The sequence below is a fragment of the Pseudomonas sp. A014 genome (assembly GCF_052378495.1).
GTDB classification, from domain to species: domain Bacteria; phylum Pseudomonadota; class Gammaproteobacteria; order Pseudomonadales; family Pseudomonadaceae; genus Aquipseudomonas; species Aquipseudomonas machongensis.
In genome coordinates this window covers 639,043-656,705 of the sequence record NZ_CP199001.1, presented here as the reverse complement: position 1 = coordinate 656,705, position 17,663 = coordinate 639,043, and the positions used below count along the sequence as shown (strand labels likewise).

The following is a 17,663-nucleotide window of genomic DNA, read 5'->3' as shown; positions in this document are numbered from 1 at the left end:
CCTTTTTCAAACCTGTGCGATCCATTTGCGGTGCGTGTGGATCGACATCAAAACGCCAAACGCTGACAGCAGCGTCACCAACGAAGTTCCGCCATAGCTGATAAAGGGCAACGGCACACCCACCACGGGCAGCAGGCCACTCACCATACCGATGTTGACGAACACATAAACAAAGAAGGTCATCGTCAGGCTGCCGGCCAGCAACTTGCCGAACAGGGTCTGAGCCTGCGCGGTGATGACCAGGCCGCGACCGATCAGCAACAGGTAGATGATCAGCAGCAGACAGATGCCTACCAGGCCGAATTCCTCACCCAGTACGGCAATGATGAAGTCGGTGTGGCTTTCGGGCAGAAAGTCCAGGTGCGACTGGGTGCCCAGCAGCCAGCCCTTGCCGAACACGCCGCCCGAACCGATCGCGGCCTTGGACTGGATGATGTTCCAGCCAGTGCCCAGCGGATCGCTCTCGGGGTCGAGGAAGGTCAGGACCCGCTGCTTCTGATAGTCATGCATCACGAAGAACCACATCGCCACAGCCACCGGTACGGCCGCCGTCACCACGCTGATGATCCAGCGCCAGCGCAAGCCGCCCATGAACAGCACGAACGCGCCGGAGGCAAGGATCAACAGCGCCGTGCCAAGGTCGGGTTGTCGGACGATAAGGATGAACGGCACACCGATCAACACCAGGCTGATTGCCACGTGTTTCAGATGGGGCGGCAGGGTGCGCTTGGACAGGTACCAGGCGATGGTCGCCGGCATGATGATCTTCATGAACTCCGAGGGCTGGAAGCGAATCACCCCGGGAATGTTGATCCAGCGCGTGGCGCCCATGGCGTTGTGGCCCATCACGTCCACCACCACCAGCAACAGCACCCCCGCCACGTAGGCCAACGGCACCCAGCGCGCCATGAAGCGCGGCTCTAGCTGGGCGATGATGAACATGGAAACCAGGCCGATGCCGAAGGAACTGGCCTGCTTCATCAGCAGGTCCCAGTTCTTGCCGCTGGCCGAATAGAGGACGAACAGGCTGCCGGCGGCGAGCGTCAGCAGAATGAGCAGCAGTGGACCGTCGACATGGATGCGCTGCAGGAAGCTGGCGCGCCTGCGCATCACGTCCTCGCTGGAGAGCATGCGATCGAAATTGTTCTTCACGGGGCCGTTTCCTGGGCGACAGTGACAGTGGCAGGGCCAAATTCGGGCTTGAGCCGGCCGTTTTCGTCGAGCAACCAGGCGTCCATGACCTGGCGCACCACGGGGGCGGCGACGCCGGAGCCGGACTCGCCGTTCTCGACCATTACCGAGACCACGATCTTCGGATCTTCGGCGGGTGCGAAGGCGACGAACAGCGCGTGGTCGCGGTGACGCTCCTGGAGTTTGTTGCGGTCGTACTTCTCGCCCTGCTTGATCGCCACCACCTGCGCGGTACCGCTCTTGCCGGCGATGCGGTATTGCGACCCGAGCGCGGCCTTGCGCGCTGTACCGCGCGCGCCGTGCATCACCTGCTCCATGCCATGGGTGACCCGGGCCCAGTCGTTCTTGTCGCGCAGCACGATGTCTTCCATCGGATTCTCATCCACCGGCTGCTTGCCCTCGATGGTCTTGGCCAGGTGCGGACGGTTCCACTTGCCCTTGTTGGCGATCAGCGCGGTGGCCTGGGCCAGTTGCAGGGGCGTTGCCTGCATGTAGCCCTGGCCAATGCCCAGGATCAGCGTTTCGCCGGGGAACCAGGCCTGGCGGCGGGTGGCGCGCTTCCACTCACGTGATGGCATCAACCCGGGCGACTCCTCGAACATGTCCAGCGAGACTTTTTGGCCGATACCGAACTTGTTCATGTAGGCCGACAACCGATCAATCCCCATCTTGTGTGCAAGATCGTAGAAGTAGGTGTCGTTCGAGCGCATGATCGCCACATCCAGATCCACCCAGCCATCGCCGGTACGGTTCCAGTTGCGGTACTTGTGGTCATAGTTGGGCAGTTGGTAATAGCCCGGATCGAACACCCGGCTGCTGGCATTGACCACGCCGCTGTCCAGGCCGGCGATGGCCACTGCCGGCTTGATGGTCGAGCCCGGCGGGTACAGGCCGCGCAGCACGCGGTTGAATAGCGGGCGGTCGATCGAATCGCGCAGCTCGGCATAGGCCTTGAAGCTGATGCCGGTGACGAACAGGTTGGGGTCGAAGCTCGGCTGGCTGACCATCGCCAAGACCTCGCCGGTGCGCGGATCGAGGGCGACGATCGCACCACGGCGCCCGGCCAACGCCTCTTCGGCGGCCTCCTGCAGCTTGATGTCCAGGCTCAGGACAATATCCTTGCCAGGAATCGGGTCGGTGCGCTTGAGCACCCGCAATACACGGCCGCGAGCGTTGGTCTCGACTTCCTCATAGCCAACCTGGCCGTGCAGGTCGTCCTCGTAGAAGCGCTCGATACCGGTCTTGCCGATATGATGGGTGCCGCTGTAGTTCACCGGATCGAGGGACTTGAGCTCCTTCTCGTTGATCCGCCCGACATAGCCCACCGAATGGGCGAAATGCGCCCCTTGTGGGTAATGCCGCACCAGTTGCGCCGCCACCTCAACGCCGGGGAGACGGAACTGGTTCACCGCGACGCGGGCGATCTGCTCCTCGCTCAGTTCGAACAGGATCGGCACCGGCTCGAACGGCCGACGCCCCTGCTTCATGCGGCGCTCGAACAGGGCACGATCATCTTCGCTCAGTTCGAGCACCTCGATGATGGTATCCAGCACCTCCTGCCACTTGCCTGCCCGTTCGCGGGTCATGGTCAGGCTGAAGCTTGGCCGGTTATCGGCAACGATCACCCCGTTGCGGTCGAAGATCAGCCCACGGGTCGGCGGAATCGGCTGCACATGCACCCGATTGTTCTCCGACAGCGTCGAGTGGTAGTCGTACTGGATGATCTGCAGGTAATACAGGCGCGCGATCAGCACGGACACGAGCAGCATGATCGCCACCGCGCCGACCACGACGCGGTTGCGCACCAGGCGTGCGTCTTTCTCGTGGTCCTTGAGGCGGATCTGCTGCGGCATCGGACAGGCTTACGAAGTCATTTGTGGTAAGGGTGCCCGGACAACACGGTCCAGGCGCGATAGATCTGTTCACCGATGAGTATCCGCACCAACGGGTGCGGCAGGGTCAGCGGCGACAGCGACCAGCGCTGTTCGGCGCGGGCGCAGACTTCCGGCGCCAGCCCTTCCGGGCCGCCCACCATCAGGTTGACCGTACGCGCATCCAGGCGCCAGCGATCCAGCTCGGTCGCCAGCTGCTCGGTGCTCCACGGCTTGCCATGGACTTCGAGCGTGACGATCCGTTCACCGGGCTGGACCTTGGCCAGCATCGCCTCGCCCTCCTGACGGATCAGGCGGGCAACGTCGGCGTTCTTGCCACGGGTATTCAGCGGAATTTCAACCAGCTCCAACGACAGCTCGGCGGGGAGGCGCTTGGCGTATTCGTGCCAGCCTTCCTCGACCCACTTCGGCATGCGCGAGCCGACCGCGATCAGACGCAGACGCACGACGCTTCCTTATTCCCGATCCTTGAGTTTGTCGGTGAAGTAGTCGCTGGCGTTTTCCGGGCTGTGGTGCTTGGCATCAGCAGCACGGCTCTGCTCGGCGCCCAGCCACAGGCGCTCCAGGTCGTAGAACTGACGGGCGGCGGCGGTCATCATGTGCACGATGACGTCGTTCAGGTCCAGCAGCACCCAGTCGCTGTCGCCCTTGCCTTCCTCGCCCAGCGGCTGCGCGCCCTTGGCCTTGACGGCCTCACGGACCTTTTCCAGCATCGCGTTGATCTGGCGGTTGGAGGTACCGGTGGCAATGATCATGTAGTCGGTGAGGCTGTGCTTGTCGCGCACGTCGATGACCTGGATATCCTGGGCCTTGACGTCTTCCAGCGCGGCCTTGGTCAGTTCGACCAGTTCTTCGCCATTGATTTTCTGCTTGGTCATATAAAACTCGTTCAACTCGTTGTAATGAGGCGCCCTGCAGCGCCCTCAGTTGGACACACGGTACAGACCGTGCGCCTCGATGTAGGCCAGTACTGCGTCCGGCACCAGGAACCGAACCGACTTGCCGCTGGCCAGCAGCTGCCGGATCTGTGTGGCGGACACCGCAAGCGGCGTCTGCCAGACGAACGAAATGTTCCCCGCCGGGCCGGACATGGCGGTGGGATCGCTCTGCGAGCGCGCAGCCAGAAGGTTGCGCAGCTCGTCGGGGGGTTCGACATCGGCATCCGGGCGTTGCAGCACCAGGATGTGACAGTGTTGCAGCAGCTCTTCCCAGCGGTGCCAGCCCGGGAGACCACAGAAGGCATCCCAGCCCAGCACCAGGTAGAGCTGGTCGTGCGCGTTCAGTTCGCTGCGGATCGACTCCAGGGTGTCGATGGTGTACGACGGTTTGTCGCGCGCCAGCTCCCGGGCATCCACGCTCAAGCCCTCGACCCCTTGTACCGCACTGCGCACCATGGCCAGCCGGTCGGTGGCGGCCACCTGCGGTGTGTCGCGGTGCGGCGGCCGGGCGTTGGGCAGCAGGCGCAACTCGTCCAACCCCATGAACTCGGCCACTTCCAGCGCGCTGCGCAGGTGGCCGATGTGCACCGGGTCGAAGGTGCCGCCGAGAATGCCGATACGCCGGACTGCCGGGGTCTTGCTCAACTCAGCAGGACCCGCGCAACTGACCGTCGCCGATCACCACGTATTTTTCGCAGGTCAGCCCTTCCAGGCCGACCGGACCGCGGGCGTGCAGCTTGTCGGTGGAAATGCCGATCTCCGCGCCCAGACCATACTCGAAGCCATCGGCAAAGCAGGTCGGGGTGTTGAGCATGACCGACGCCGAATCGACCTCGGCCATGAAGCGCCGGGCATTACCCTGGTGCTCGGTGGCGATCGAGTCGGTGTGGTGCGAGCCATAGTGATTGATGTGCTCGATGGCCGGATCCAGGCCATCGACGATGCGGATCGACAAGATCGCATCCAGGTACTCGGTGTGCCAGTCGTCCTCGGTGGCCGGCTTGGCGGCGATGATCGCCTGGGTACGCTCGCAGCCACGCAGCTCGACGCCCTTCTCTTCGAAGCGGCGGGCCATGTCTGGCAAGAACGCCTGGGCCACGCTGGCGTCGACCAGCAGCGTCTCCATGGCGCCACAGATGCCGTAGCGGTAGGTCTTGGCGTTGAAGGCGATGCGCGCGGCCTTCTCAAGGTCGGCATGCGCATCGACATAAATGTGACAGATGCCGTCCAAGTGCTTGATCACCGGCACGCGAGCATCGCGGCTGATGCGTTCGATCAGGCCACGACCACCACGCGGAACGATGACATCGACGAATTCGGGCATGCTGATCAGTGCACCGACGGCTTCGCGGTCGGTGGTTTCGACCACCTGCACCACGGCTGGCGGCAGGTCGGCCTCGGCCAGGCCGCGCTGGATGCAGGCAGCGATGGCGCGATTGGAGTGGATGGCTTCCGAGCCGCCACGCAGGATGGTGGCGTTACCGGACTTCAGGCACAGGCTGGCGGCGTCGATGGTGACGTTCGGACGCGACTCGTAGATGATGCCGATCACACCGAGCGGGACGCGCATCTTGCCGACCTGAATGCCCGACGGACGGTAGCTCATGTCGCGGATCGCACCGACCGGATCCGGCAGCGCAGCGACCTGGCGCAGGCCGGTGATCATACCGTCGATACGCGCCGGTGTGAGCGCCAGACGGTCCAGCAGCGCTGGCTCAAGGCCATTGGCACGGCCTGCGGCGAGGTCCTGTTCGTTGGCTGCGGTCAGCTCGGCGCGGCCTGCGTCGAGCGCGTCGGCGGCGGCCTGCAGGGCGCGATTCTTCTGCGCAGTGCTGGCGCGGCCGATCACCCGCGAGGCCTCACGGGCGGCGCGACCCAGGCGGGTCATGTAGTCAAGAACGGACTCGGTCATGGGTTCGGTGTCTTGGCGAAGGGGAAATCGGCTGATTATAACTGCCGCGCTCGGGTACGCCCAGCGGCGGGTGGCGGATGGTAGAAGATGGCAGCGGAAATATGTAGGAAAGATGTAACTACCAGTATCGGAACTGGCCGTTTATGGCGTCGACTCTTTCGCGGGCAAGCCCGCTCCTGCCAGGAGTGGCGTGGCCTGGGCAGAAGCGGGCGCCCCCCCGGGGAAGATCCACCCGGTTACAACATGGTTCAGCCTCGATTAAGCCGTTCATTGCTATCATCCCTGCCCTCACCACCACGAACCGCGAATATGCCCGCCCCCTGCCCGGCCCTTGCCCTGCCCGACAGCTTCTTCGACCGCGACGCCCAGACCCTCGCCCGCGCGCTACTGGGCAAGGTCATCCGCCACCGCCACGGCGACCTGTGGCTGGCCGCTCGCATCATCGAGACCGAGGCCTACTACCTTACCGACAAAGGCAGCCACGCCTCGCTCGGCTATACGGAAAAGCGCAAGGCGCTGTTCCTCGACGGCGGGCACATCTACATGTATTACGCCCGCGGCGGCGACTCATTGAACTTCAGCGCCCACGGGCCGGGCAACGCCGTGCTGATCAAGTCGGCCTATCCCTGGGTCGACGCCCTCTCCGATGACAACAGCCTGGCGCAGATGCAGCTGAACAACCCGGATGCCAGCGGTAACCTGCGCCCGGCAGAGCGCCTGTGCGCCGGCCAGACCCTGCTGTGCCGCGCCCTGGGCCTGAAGGTGCCGGACTGGGACGCCCGCCGTTTCGACCCGCAGCGGCTCTATGTCGAAGATTGCGCAGTCAGCGTGCCGCGCGTGATCCAGACCACCCGCCTGGGCATCCCTCAGGGCCGCGACGAGCACCTGCCGTACCGCTTCGTGGACGCCGAATTCGCCCGTTTCTGCACCCGGAACCCGCTGCGTCGGGGCCAGGTCGAAGGACGGGATTTCTTCATTCTGGAACAAGGAAACTGACACCATGAGCCAATGGCTCGACAGCCTGACCAGCTGGCTCAGCGCCAACCCGCAGTGGCTTGGCCTGGCCATTTTCCTGATCGCCTGCATCGAGTGCCTGGCCATCGCTGGCATCATCGTGCCCGGTACGGTGCTGCTGTTCGCTGTGGCGGTGCTGGCCGGCAGCGGCACCTTCAGCCTGGGCGAGACGCTGCTGCTGGGTTTTCTCGGCGGCATGCTCGGTGACGCCATGTCGTACGCCATCGGCAAGTATTTCCATCAGAACATCCGACGCCTGCCGCTGCTGCGCCACCACCCCGAATGGATCGGCAGCGCCGAAACCTACTTCCAGCGCTACGGTATCGCCAGCCTGCTGGTGGGCCGCTTCATCGGCCCGCTGCGGCCGATGCTGCCGATGGTCGCCGGCATGTTCGACATGCCATTGCCGCGCTTCATCGCCGTGAGCCTGGTGGCCGGTGCCGGCTGGTCGGTGGCCTACCTGCTGCCCGGCTGGGCCACGGGCGCAGCGATGCGTCTGCCCCTGCCTGAAGGGTTCTGGCTGGACGCAGGGATCATCGCCGGTGGTCTGGCCGTGCTGGTAGGCCTGAGTTTCAACGCCAGCATTCGCGACCAGCGCCACGGCACCCGCCTGATCGCAGGCTTGAGCCTGGTGGCCCTGGCGGGCGTATTCCTCGGCTGGCCCTACCTGCACGAATTCGACCAGGGCGTGATGACCCTGGTGCAGGAGCATCGCAGCAAGGCCATCGACGGTGCCGTGGTCATCGTCACCCGCCTGGGCGACTTCAAGACCCAGTTCTTCCTCGGTGGCCTGCTGACCGGCCTCCTGCTACTGGCACGGCAATGGCGCCATGCGCTGTTCGCCGGCGGCGCATTGATCGGTACCGCGCTGTGCAACGGCTCGCTGAAATGGCTGTTCGCTCGGGCACGCCCGGAAGTGCTGGTCGATCCGCTGACCAGCTACAGCATGCCCAGCGGGCACAGCTCGGCATCCTTTGCGTTCTTCCTGGTACTGGCGGTGTTGGCCGGTCGTGGCCAGCCGCCGCGCATGCGCCTGACCTGGGTGCTATTGGGAGTGCTGCCAGCGCTGTCGATCGCCCTGTCACGGGTGTACCTGGGCGCACACTGGCCGACCGACATCCTGGCCGGCGCCCTGCTGGCGTGCTGCGTGTGTGCAGCCAGCCTGACGCTGGTGCAGTATCGCGAGCCACTGAGAGCACTGCCGCAAAAAGTGTGGTGGCTGATCTTGCCGGCGTGTATCGCGCTGCTGGCGTTCTTCGCCATGCATTCGCTGCCCAAGGCGTTGCTGCGTTATCAGTATTGAAGCGATGCGCGGGAGTTGGAGTTGCCCCCGCGACCTCAGGCAAACAACTCGCCCTGGATCCGTTCCAGCAGCGTCTGGATCGCCTCCAGCCGCTGAACTGGCGAGTCGATCGCCAGCAGGTCGATCTTGTCCTCTTCCATGAACGGCAGCAGGTACGCCAGTTGGTTGGCCAGCGACTGGCGCCCGTCCACCTCGCGCGGCATGTCCAGCGCCTCGACCATCGGGTGCTCGCCCAGGGCCACCAGCAGCGCCAGCAGGTCATCGTCCTGCTCGCCCAGCGGGCTGTCCGCCTGATCGACCAGCCACTGCACCTCGCCGACCATCAACTGGTCCTTGAGCACATCGGTCTGTTCCACCCTGAAACGCCGCACACCTTCGACACGGATGCCCAGCAGGCCGTTGTCCTGCTGCACGAAGTCGCGGATCAGCGCCTCGCAGCCGAACTCAGCGATGCCTGCCGGAGCCTTCCCCACCTGATCGCCCTCGAGAATGCACACCACCCCGAAACCTTCGCCCTGCTTCATGCAGCGGCCGATCATGTCCAGGTAACGCGCCTCGAAGATCTGCAAGTCGAGCAAGCAGCCGGGAAACAGCACGGTATTGAGGGGTAACAGCGGTAACGTCATCTCGACTCCTCAAGCCACCAGACTGACTGCCAGCGGCAGGAACACCGCCGTGGCCACGCCCATCAGGCTCATCGCCAGCGCGGCGAAAGCGCCGCATTCATCACTTTCCTGCAAGGCCGCCGAGGTGCCCACCGCGTGCGCGGTGACGCCCAGGGCCATACCCCGCGCCTCGGGGCTGAGCACACCACAGCGCGTCAGCAGCGCCGGGCCGAAGATGGCGCCGATCACCCCGGTGATCAGCACGAATACCGCCGCCAGTGCCGCTACGCCACCGATCTGCTCGGCCACCAGCATGGCGATGGGCGAGGTCACCGACTTGGGCGCCATGGTCATCAGGATCATGTGTTCGGCGCCGAACCACCAGCCCAGCGTCACGCAGGCCAGGGTGGCGAACACTCCCCCGATTACCAGCGTAGTAAAGATCGGCCAGAACAGTTGGCGGATACGCCTCAGGTTGAGATAGAGCGGGACCGCCAGGGCCACGGTGGCCGGCCCGAGGAGAATATTGAGGATTTCGGTGCTGCGCTTGTATTCGCTGTAGTCGATGCCACACGCCAGCAGCACACCGATCAGAACCAGCATCGACACCAACACCGGTTGCAGGAAGATCCAACGGGTGCGCTCGTAGCCGGCGAGCACCAGTTGGTAAACCCCAAGCGTGATACCAATCCCGAACAATGGGTGGTGAATGACGGCTTGCAATGCACCCTGCCAGTCGAGGCTCATGACTGTTCCTCGTGCTTGCCGTGGCGATGGATCAGCTTCTGCATCAGTACGCCGACGAACACCAGGGTGACCAGGCAGGAGATCACCAGCGCACCGGCAATGGCCCAGAAGTCGGCGGCGATGTCGCGGGCATAGACCATCACGCCGACGGCTGGCGGCACCAGCAGCAACGGCAGGTAACGCAGCAGGCTGCTGGCGGCCTCGTTGAGCGGTTTGCCAACTTCGCCGCGGATCATCAGGCAGGCCAGCAGCAACAGCAGGCCGATGATCGGGCCCGGCAACATGGGCAGTACCAGGTGATTGATCGCCGTGCCCAGCAACTGGAACACCACCAGCCAGGTCAATCCACGCAACAGCATAAGCATCTCCTTGGGGCATCGGGCGCCATTATAAGCACGCGTCCTGCCTGTAAAAGGCGATATTCGCCGAAAAGGGAAGAACTTGACCGCAACGGTGCACCGTGGTGATCTTGCACCTTCGTACCAAAAGACAACCTGGAGAGTCGCGATGCCCTATGTACCTGTTGCAGAGCTTTCGCAGTACGTTGGAAAGGAACTGGGACGTTCCGAATGGCTGAAGATCGATCAGCAGCGCATCAACCTGTTCGCCGAGGCCACCGGCGATTTCCAGTTCATTCATGTCGATCCGGAGAAAGCCGCCAAGACCCCCTTCGGCTCCACCATCGCCCACGGCTTCCTCAGCCTGTCGCTGATTCCCAAGCTGATGGAAGACATCCTCGTGCTGCCCGAGGGCTTGAAGATGGTGGTCAACTACGGGCTGGACAGCGTGCGCTTCATCCAGCCGGTGAAAGTCGACAGCCGCGTGCGCCTGAAGGTGGACCTCACCGACGCGACCGAGAAGAAGCCCGGCCAGTGGCTGCTCAAGGCCACCGTCACCCTCGAGATCGAAGGCCAGGAAAAACCGGCCTACATCGCCGAGCCACTGTCGCTCTGCTTCGTCTGAGGCAGCGCCGGGGCCGTTCGGCGGCCCCGGCCACGGCTGTCTCACGCCCTGATTCTGCGGCATACTCGGCGCACCTTTGTGCTCGGATTACGCCATGCGCCCGCTGCTGCCCCTGACCCTGATCCTGCTGCTCGCTGCCTGCGGCGAAGGCGAACCGCTGTCGCCGCCGGACGCGCGCCTGCCCGACGGCGGGCGCTACCGGGGTGAGGTGGTCAATGGTCTGCTGCAGGGCGAAGGCCGCATCGACTATCCCAACGGCAGCTGGTATGCGGGCACGTTCAAGGACGGTCAGTGGCATGGCCAGGGTGAGTGGCACGGCAGCAATGGCGAGGTCTATCGCGGCCAATTCGCCGCCGGGCTGTTCGAAGGCCTGGGCGACCTGACCACCCCTGGCAGCCACTATGCCGGCACCTTCAAGCATGGCCGGCGCGACGGCGAAGGCACCCTCAAGCAGCACGACCAGACCTACCGCGGCCAGTTCAAGGATGACCAGTACGACGGCGCCGGCCAGCTCGAACTGGCTGACGGCAGCCGCTACCAAGGCCTGTTCGCCAAGGGCAAGCCCAATGGCGCCGGAGTGCGCAGCGATGCCAGCGGCAACCAGTTCAGCGGCCATTTCATCGATGGCCAACTCGAAGGTGCCGGCACCTACGACAGCGTCGAAGGCGAGCAGTACATCGGCGAATTCAAGGAAAACCACCTCGAAGGCCGTGGCCGCTACGAGAACGCCGACGGCGACGTGTGGATCGGCGACTTCAAGGATGGCGCGCTCAGCGGCCAGGGCGAGTTGCTGGGTAGCGACGGCAGCCGCTACAAGGGCGGCTTCCAGGACTGGCGCTTCTCAGGCAAGGGCCATCTGCACCTGGCCGACGGCAGCCAGTACATTGGTAGTTTCGCCAACGACGCCTACCAGGGCAGCGGTCGGCTGATCCAGGCCGATGGCCGCGTCGAGGCCGGCCAGTGGATCAATGGCGTGCGCGTGCGCGACGACAAGGGCACGCTGCTGCCCGACCCGCTGGACCTTGCCCTGCTCAACCAGGGCAAGCTGCTCGACGAGGCGCTGGCAAAGGTGCCACGCTCGGCCCCACCCATCCAGCTGTACAGCCTGGTGCTGGCCGGCGATGGCCAGCAGAGCGTATTCCTGCGCGAAGCCGACTATGTCAGCAACATGCTCAGGGTGCGTTTCGGCGCCCGCGGTCAGGTCACCCTGGTCAATCACCGCGACCACCTGGCCGACCGCCCGATGGCCACCCGCGAGAACCTCACCCGTGCAGCCCGTACACTGGCCGAACGCAGTGGCCCGGAAGATATCGTGTTCGTCTACCTGACCAGCCACGGCAGCCATGACCACCAACTGGTACTCGACCAGCCGCGCCTGCAACTGGCCGACCTGTCCGCCGACGAACTGGCCAACGCACTCTCCCCCCTGAAAGATCGCGACAAGGTGATTGTCATCTCCGCCTGCTATTCAGGTGGCTACATCGCCCCGCTCAAGGATGATCGCACGCTGATCATGACGGCAGCGCGCCCTGACCGAGTCTCGTTCGGCTGCTCCGAAGAAGCCGACTTCACCTATTTCGGCGATGCCCTGTTCGCCCAGGCACTGAACCAGACCGACGACCTGAAACAAGCGTTTGAACTGGCGCGCAAAAGCGTTGCCGAACGGGAACGAAGGGAAGGTTTCGAGGCCTCCGAGCCGCAGATCTGGGCACCGCCACAGGTGCTCGCGCACTGGCAGCGACTGCGTCGGCAACAAGCCGAGGAGGCCTTGAAGAACAAGGCCCAGCCAGCCGCGCCGGAGCAGGCAAAAAAGCCTGGAACCCGCTAAGCTGAGCTGTAACAAGGGAGAGACATCATGTACTTGACGCCTCAGCATGTCCTGCTTGCCGGAGCCACGGGTCTTACAGGTGAACACCTGCTCGACCGCCTGCTCAACGAACCCACCATCAGCCGTGTGCTGGCGCCTACCCGCAGGCCGCTGGCCGAGCATCCGCACCTGGAAAACCCGGTGGGTGACCCGGCGGTGTTTCTCCCGCAACTGGCCGGGCGCGTCGATATCGCCTTCTGCTGCCTGGGCACCACACTCAAACAGGCCGGCTCCGAAACCGCCTTCCGTGCAGTCGACCTGGACATGGTCGTGGCCTTCAGCAAGCGCGCACGCGAGCTGGGCGCACGCCATCTGCTGGTGATCAGTGCAGTCGGTGCAGACCCTAAATCATCGATCTTCTACAACCGGGTCAAGGGCGAGATGGAAGAGGCGCTCAAGGCTCAGGACTGGCCGCAGTTGACCATCGTACGGCCGTCGCTGCTGCTGGGCGAACGGCTCGAACCCCGGCTGGCCGAGCGACTGGCCGGGCCATTCGCCCGGCTGATTCCCGGCAAGTACAAAGGTATCGAGGCCTGCACCCTGGCCCGGGCGCTGTGGCGGCTGGCACTGGAGGAAGAGGACGGGATCCGCGTGGTCGAGTCTGACGAGTTGCGCAAGCTGGGCAAGAAATAGCAATACCTTCCAAGGCTTCTTCGCGGGTAAACCCGCTCCCACAGGCCCGCACAGGGTTCAAAGACGGTGCGATCCCTGTGGGAGCGGGTTTACCCGCGACAGGGCCGTTACAGGCCGCCGCTGGCGTTGAACCCAACCCCCAGCGCCGTCAGCACCGACAACGGCAGCAGCAGTGTATCGAGCAACATGCTCCCGGGCAGATCCAGCGCAGGATAGCCCGGTGCCTTGGCCCCGAAGCGATCCTCAGGGCAGCACCCGCCATTCATCACATACAGGTCCAGCCGAGTGCCGGCATACACCACCGGCGCCCCCGGCTGGTTGGCATCCAGCGTTCGCACCGTCGCGCAACCACTCAGGCAGCCCAGCAGCAGCAAGCCTGCCAGCGCGCGCTTCAATCATCGACCCCGTAATGATGCTCGCCCCAGCGCGGCAACATGTCCTGGGGGATGTTCAGCAGGTTGAGCACTCGCGCGACAACGAAGTCCACCAGGTCATCGATGGTCTGCGGCTGGTGATAGAAACCCGGCGCCGCCGGCAGGATCACCGCGCCCAACTGCGAGAGCTTGAGCATGTTCTCCAGGTGGATGGTGGAGAACGGCGCTTCACGCGGCACCAGGATCAGCTGGCGGCGCTCCTTGAGCGTCACGTCCGCTGCCCGTTCGATCAAATTGTTGCAGGCACCGGTGGCGATTGCCGACAGCGTGCCGGTCGAACAGGGCACCACCACCATCGCCGCAGGTGCGCCGGAGCCCGAGGCCACCGGCGACATCCAGTCTTCCTTGCCATACACGCGGATCTGCCCATCGGCAGCGCCAGTGTATTCGGTCAGGAAGGCCTGCATCGCCTGTGGCTTGGGCGGCAACAGCACGTCGGTTTCGGTGGACATCACCAGTTGCGCAGCCTTGGAGATGAGGAAGTGCACCTCACGGTCCTCACGCACCAGGCAATCGAGCAGGCGCAGGCCGTATTGCGCCCCCGAGGCGCCGGTCATCGCCAGGGTGATGCGCTCCGGGCCGCTCACTTCAGGGCCTCGGCCAGCTTGCCGTGCAGACCGCCGAAGCCGCCATTGCTCATGATCACCACATGGGTACCCGGACGTGCCTGGCCCTTGATCCGCTCAATGATCGCCTCGAGGCTGTCGGCCACCACGCTCGGCACCGAGCACTGCGCTGCCGTGGCGGCCAGGTCCCAGCCCAGGTTGGGCGGCGCGTACCAGATCACTTGGTCGGCGTCGTTGACACTTTCCGGCAGGCCATCACGGTGAGCGCCCAATTTCATGGAGTTGGAACGCGGCTCGATCACCGCAATCACCGGTGCCTCGCCCACACGCTTGCGCAGGCCGTCGAGGGTGGTGGCGATGGCGGTCGGGTGGTGGGCGAAATCGTCGTAGATGGTCACACCCTGCACCTCGGCGACCTTCTCCATGCGCCGCTTGACGCTCTTGAACGCACTCAGGCCGTCGATGCCCATGGCCGGCACCACACCCACATGGCGCGCCGCCGCGAGCGTGGCCAGGGCATTGGCGACGTTGTGCTGACCGGTCAGGGCCCAGTCCACCACGCCTTGTGCTTCACCCTCGAACAGCACTTCGAAGCGCGAACCGTCCGGGCTGAGCAGGCGTGCCTGCCACTGACCGCCCTCGCCGGTGGTCTGCACCGGAGTCCAGCAGCCCATGCCGATGACCCGCTCAAGCGCCTGCTCGGTGGTCGGGTGGATGACCAGCCCCTCGCTCGGAATGGTACGGACCAAATGGTGGAACTGCCGCTCGATGGACGCCAGATCCGGGAAGATATCCGCATGATCGAACTCAAGGTTGTTGAGGATCGCGGTGCGCGGATGGTAATGCACGAACTTCGAACGCTTATCGAAGAAGGCGCTGTCGTATTCGTCGGCCTCGACCACGAAGAACGGCGTGCCGCCCAGGCGCGCCGAGACCGAGAAGTTCTGCGGCACGCCGCCGATCAGGAAGCCCGGGCTCATGCCCGCATGCTCCAGCACCCAGGCCAGCATGCTGCTGGTGGTGGTCTTGCCATGGGTGCCGGCCACGGCCAGCACCCAGCGGCCCTGCAACACGTGGTCGGCCAGCCACTGCGGGCCGGAGACGTAGGGCAGGCCCTTGTTCAGCACGTATTCCACGGCAGGGTTGCCACGCGACATGGCATTGCCGATCACCACCAGGTCAGGAGCCGGCTCCAGCTGGGCCGGATCGTAGCCTTGGGTGAGCTCGATGCCCTGAGCCTCGAGCTGAGTGCTCATCGGCGGATAGACGTTGGCGTCGGAACCGGTGACGCGATGGCCGAGCTCCTTGGCGAGCACCGCCAGCGAACCCATGAAAGTGCCGCAAATACCGAGAATGTGAATGTGCATGATCGACCTCGCAAAACATCGAGGCAGGGTAGCCCAGGGCGAGGGAAATCGCACCCGCTGTTTCGCTCAACTGGCCCTGGCGATACCGTGTTTGCGCAGTTTTCGATACAAGGTATTGCGGCTGATGCCCAAGTGTTCGGCGACACGGGTCATGTGCCAGCGGTTTGCCTCCAGCACCCTCAACAGTGCATCGCGCTCGGCACTTTCCAGCGGTGCAAGATCATTACTGTGGGAGCGGGCTTGCCCCGCGATGGCGTCAGCACAGTCAACATCGCTGCCCCCGCTTAAGCCAGCGCGGGGCAATCCCATTCCCACAACGGTCTGGGGAAGGTCCGACAGCTCGATGCGCTGACCATCGCACAACGCCACCAAGGTCCGCAGTACGTTGCGCATCTGCCGCACGTTCCCCGGCCAGGCAAATTCCAACAACGCCTCACGCGCCTCGGGCGCGATTTCGATGGCTTGCCCTTCGGCCTCCTGACTCAGCAGGAAATCCAGCAACTGAGCCTTGTCGCTGCGCTCACGCACCGCTGGCAGCGCAACTTCCAGCCCATTGAGCCGGTAATACAGATCCTCACGGAACGCCCCCTGCGCCACCCGCTCCAGCAGATCCCGGTGAGTGGCGCTGACGATGCGCAGGTCCACCGCCTGCGGCTCACCCCCGATCGGCACCACCTGACGCTCCTCCAGCACACGCAGCAGGCGGGTCTGCAGGGCCAGCGGCATGTCGCCGATCTCGTCCAGCATCAAGGTGCCACCGTGCGCTTGCAGCAGCTTGCCGCGCATCCCTTCCTTGCGCGCCCCGGTGAAACTGCCGCCGCGATAGCCGAACAGTTCACTTTCGATCAGGCTTTCCGGAATCGATGCGCAGTTGATCGCCACGAACGGCTTGGCGCTACGTTCGCTGGCCTGGTGCACGGCCTGGGCAAACGCCTCCTTGCCGCAACCGGTTTCGCCACGCAGCAATAATGGTACGTCGCGCTGGTAAACCCGCAACGCACGATGAAAATCCCGTTGCAGGGCCGGGTCGAGCAGGCAGATGCCAGGCTCGGCACGCGGGGTGGCCAGCGGCAAGGACGCTGGCACCGACCACACCGGCTTGTGCGCCTGCCCGCGCACGCTGGCAAAGACCTGACGCCCGTCATGGGTCCGCAGCGGCCAGGCCGCGCTGCCTTGCGTCGTGGCGCGGCTGAACAGCTCGTCGTGACTGCAGGCGAAGAAGCGCCCGACCGGCTTGCCCAGCACCCCGCCACGAATGCTGCCCAACAGGTTCAGCGCGCTCTGGTTGACCGCACAGACCCGGCCATCGCCGTCAAAGGCCAGCAGCCCCTCGCTGAACAGCCCGACCGACTCGGCCTGCAGATGAAAGCGCAACAACCAGTGATGCTCGAAGTGGCGCAGGAAATAGCAACTCTCGATCATCTTCGCCGAGAGGTTGACCAGCGCCATGGTATGGAACTGGCTCTGGCGCGAGACATCCGGGCGCGCCGAGGATACATCGAGCACGGCCAGCAGCTCGCCGTGCGGATCGAACACCGGGCTGGCCGAGCAGGTCAGCCCGGTATGGCGGCCACGAAAGTGTTCGTCCTGGTGAATGGTCAGGGCCTGGCGCTCGACCAGGCAGGTGCCGATGCCATTGGTGCCCTCGCGCGCCTCGCTCCAGTCTGCACCCAGCCACAGCCCCGCACGCTCGAAGATCCGTCGCTCGCTGGGCGCGGTGACGCAGTTGAGGATCACGCCGCGGGCATCGGTAAGCAGCACCGCGTGGCCCGAGCCGGACAACTGCTGATGCAGGCTGTTCATCTCGCCATCGGCGATCTGCAGCACCTGCTGCAGGCGTTCGCGACTCTCCAGCAGGCGCCCGTGCTCGAGCACCACCGGAGCCTGGGCCAGCGCAGGGTCGAGGTGATAGTCCTCGAGGCAGCGCAGCCAGGAGCGCGCGATGGACGGGTCGCTGGCCGGGCCGTGGGGCTGCCCGCGAGCGACCGTGAGTACCTGCTGGGCATGGCGACTGAAAGCGTTGCTCTGCATTTTTGTTGTTCTCCGCAGATGAAGCGTCCCGCCAGCATCCTCCTCCCGGGAACGCTTTGCAATGACGGCCCGACCGTCGAGTCAGCAGCGTCTCGCCAATGGCACAAAGTGTCACCCTGCCTGTACCGCACTCGGCACAACACCCGCTCGAAGTCGCTCGACAACTGATCCAAGTCATTGATCGCAAAGGGCTGCAAAGC

18 protein-coding genes are annotated in these 17,663 nt (G+C 64.5%); 5 read left to right on the top strand and 13 right to left on the bottom strand.

Annotated features, from left to right (window positions below; genetic code table 11):
* Positions 1-6: 6 nt before the first annotated feature.
* From rodA to ACTYOL_RS03095, 6 genes are read right to left on the bottom strand one after another with little or no spacing between them, the layout of a single operon-like run.
* Positions 7-1,110 carry a rod shape-determining protein RodA gene (gene rodA / locus ACTYOL_RS03120; protein ID WP_054892858.1) on the bottom strand — a complete coding sequence of 368 codons (1,104 nt, stop codon included), beginning with the start codon at positions 1,108-1,110 and terminating at the stop codon, positions 7-9.
* A 38-nt stretch (positions 1,111-1,148) separates the two neighbouring features.
* The gene (gene mrdA, locus ACTYOL_RS03115; RefSeq protein ID WP_065861513.1) at positions 1,149-3,044 is read right to left on the bottom strand and encodes a penicillin-binding protein 2; all 1,896 of its coding nucleotides are present in this window, start codon (positions 3,042-3,044) and stop codon (positions 1,149-1,151) included.
* A 17-nt stretch (positions 3,045-3,061) separates the two neighbouring features.
* Positions 3,062-3,529 (bottom strand): 23S rRNA (pseudouridine(1915)-N(3))-methyltransferase RlmH, encoded by a 468-nt coding sequence (gene rlmH / locus ACTYOL_RS03110; RefSeq protein ID WP_054892809.1) that lies wholly within the window; start codon positions 3,527-3,529, stop codon positions 3,062-3,064.
* Positions 3,530-3,538: 9 nt separating this feature from the next.
* Positions 3,539-3,961 (bottom strand): ribosome silencing factor, encoded by a 423-nt coding sequence (rsfS, locus tag ACTYOL_RS03105; protein ID WP_054892808.1) that lies wholly within the window; start codon positions 3,959-3,961, stop codon positions 3,539-3,541.
* A gap of 45 nt (positions 3,962-4,006) precedes the next feature.
* Positions 4,007-4,666, bottom strand: coding sequence for a nicotinate-nucleotide adenylyltransferase (gene nadD, locus ACTYOL_RS03100; RefSeq protein WP_054892807.1), 660 nt, complete (start codon positions 4,664-4,666; stop codon positions 4,007-4,009).
* Between the two features lies 1 nt (position 4,667).
* Positions 4,668-5,933: a glutamate-5-semialdehyde dehydrogenase gene (locus ACTYOL_RS03095; RefSeq protein ID WP_054892806.1), complete on the bottom strand. Its 1,266-nt coding sequence runs from the start codon at positions 5,931-5,933 to the stop codon at positions 4,668-4,670.
* 309 nt (positions 5,934-6,242) lie between these two features.
* On the opposite strand from ACTYOL_RS03095, the gene ACTYOL_RS03090 reads away from it, so the two are divergent.
* Together ACTYOL_RS03090 and ACTYOL_RS03085 are read left to right on the top strand one after the other, a co-directional pair.
* On the top strand, positions 6,243-6,929 hold the full coding sequence (locus tag ACTYOL_RS03090; RefSeq protein ID WP_444757524.1) for a DNA-3-methyladenine glycosylase: 687 nt from the start codon (positions 6,243-6,245) through the stop codon (positions 6,927-6,929).
* A gap of 4 nt (positions 6,930-6,933) precedes the next feature.
* Positions 6,934-8,250 carry a bifunctional DedA family/phosphatase PAP2 family protein gene (locus ACTYOL_RS03085; protein WP_054892804.1) on the top strand — a complete coding sequence of 439 codons (1,317 nt, stop codon included), beginning with the start codon at positions 6,934-6,936 and terminating at the stop codon, positions 8,248-8,250.
* A 35-nt stretch (positions 8,251-8,285) separates the two neighbouring features.
* Here the strand turns inward: ACTYOL_RS03085 and ACTYOL_RS03080 are convergent, their stop codons facing one another.
* Genes ACTYOL_RS03080 through ACTYOL_RS03070 form a run of 3 tightly spaced genes read right to left on the bottom strand, consistent with a single transcriptional unit; the run spans position 8,286 to position 9,961 of the window.
* Entirely contained in the window at positions 8,286-8,876 is a 591-nt protein-coding gene (locus ACTYOL_RS03080; RefSeq protein WP_444757523.1) for an LON peptidase substrate-binding domain-containing protein, read from the bottom strand.
* A gap of 9 nt (positions 8,877-8,885) precedes the next feature.
* Complete coding sequence (locus tag ACTYOL_RS03075) at positions 8,886-9,602, bottom strand: LrgB family protein (RefSeq protein ID WP_063542592.1); 717 nt, start codon at positions 9,600-9,602, stop codon at positions 8,886-8,888.
* Entirely contained in the window at positions 9,599-9,961 is a 363-nt protein-coding gene (locus ACTYOL_RS03070) for a CidA/LrgA family protein (protein WP_197892045.1), read from the bottom strand. Before ACTYOL_RS03070 ends, ACTYOL_RS03075 begins: the two co-directional genes overlap by 4 nt.
* Positions 9,962-10,109: 148 nt before the next feature.
* On the opposite strand from ACTYOL_RS03070, the gene ACTYOL_RS03065 reads away from it, so the two are divergent.
* The 3 genes from ACTYOL_RS03065 (at position 10,110) to ACTYOL_RS03055 (ending at position 13,065) form a co-directional block, all read left to right on the top strand.
* The gene (locus ACTYOL_RS03065) at positions 10,110-10,565 is read left to right on the top strand and encodes a MaoC family dehydratase (protein WP_054892800.1); all 456 of its coding nucleotides are present in this window, start codon (positions 10,110-10,112) and stop codon (positions 10,563-10,565) included.
* A 94-nt stretch (positions 10,566-10,659) separates the two neighbouring features.
* A complete protein-coding gene (locus tag ACTYOL_RS03060) occupies positions 10,660-12,393 on the top strand; it encodes a C13 family peptidase (protein WP_444757522.1) in 1,734 nt (577 codons plus the stop codon).
* A gap of 27 nt (positions 12,394-12,420) precedes the next feature.
* The gene (locus tag ACTYOL_RS03055) at positions 12,421-13,065 is read left to right on the top strand and encodes an oxidoreductase (protein ID WP_054892798.1); all 645 of its coding nucleotides are present in this window, start codon (positions 12,421-12,423) and stop codon (positions 13,063-13,065) included.
* Between the two features lie 107 nt (positions 13,066-13,172).
* Here ACTYOL_RS03055 and ACTYOL_RS03050 read toward each other — a convergent pair whose 3' ends face one another.
* The 4 genes from ACTYOL_RS03050 to ACTYOL_RS03035 form a co-directional block, all read right to left on the bottom strand.
* Positions 13,173-13,460, bottom strand: coding sequence for a YceK/YidQ family lipoprotein (locus tag ACTYOL_RS03050; RefSeq protein WP_153774447.1), 288 nt, complete (start codon positions 13,458-13,460; stop codon positions 13,173-13,175).
* A complete protein-coding gene (gene ubiX, locus ACTYOL_RS03045; protein WP_153774446.1) occupies positions 13,457-14,086 on the bottom strand; it encodes a flavin prenyltransferase UbiX in 630 nt (209 codons plus the stop codon). Before ubiX ends, ACTYOL_RS03050 begins: the two co-directional genes overlap by 4 nt.
* Positions 14,083-15,432 carry a UDP-N-acetylmuramate:L-alanyl-gamma-D-glutamyl-meso-diaminopimelate ligase gene (mpl, locus tag ACTYOL_RS03040; RefSeq protein ID WP_444757521.1) on the bottom strand — a complete coding sequence of 450 codons (1,350 nt, stop codon included), beginning with the start codon at positions 15,430-15,432 and terminating at the stop codon, positions 14,083-14,085. Before mpl ends, ubiX begins: the two co-directional genes overlap by 4 nt.
* A 66-nt stretch (positions 15,433-15,498) precedes the next feature.
* On the bottom strand, positions 15,499-17,463 hold the full coding sequence (locus ACTYOL_RS03035; protein ID WP_444757520.1) for a sigma-54-dependent Fis family transcriptional regulator: 1,965 nt from the start codon (positions 17,461-17,463) through the stop codon (positions 15,499-15,501).
* Between the last annotated feature and the right edge of the window lie 200 nt (positions 17,464-17,663).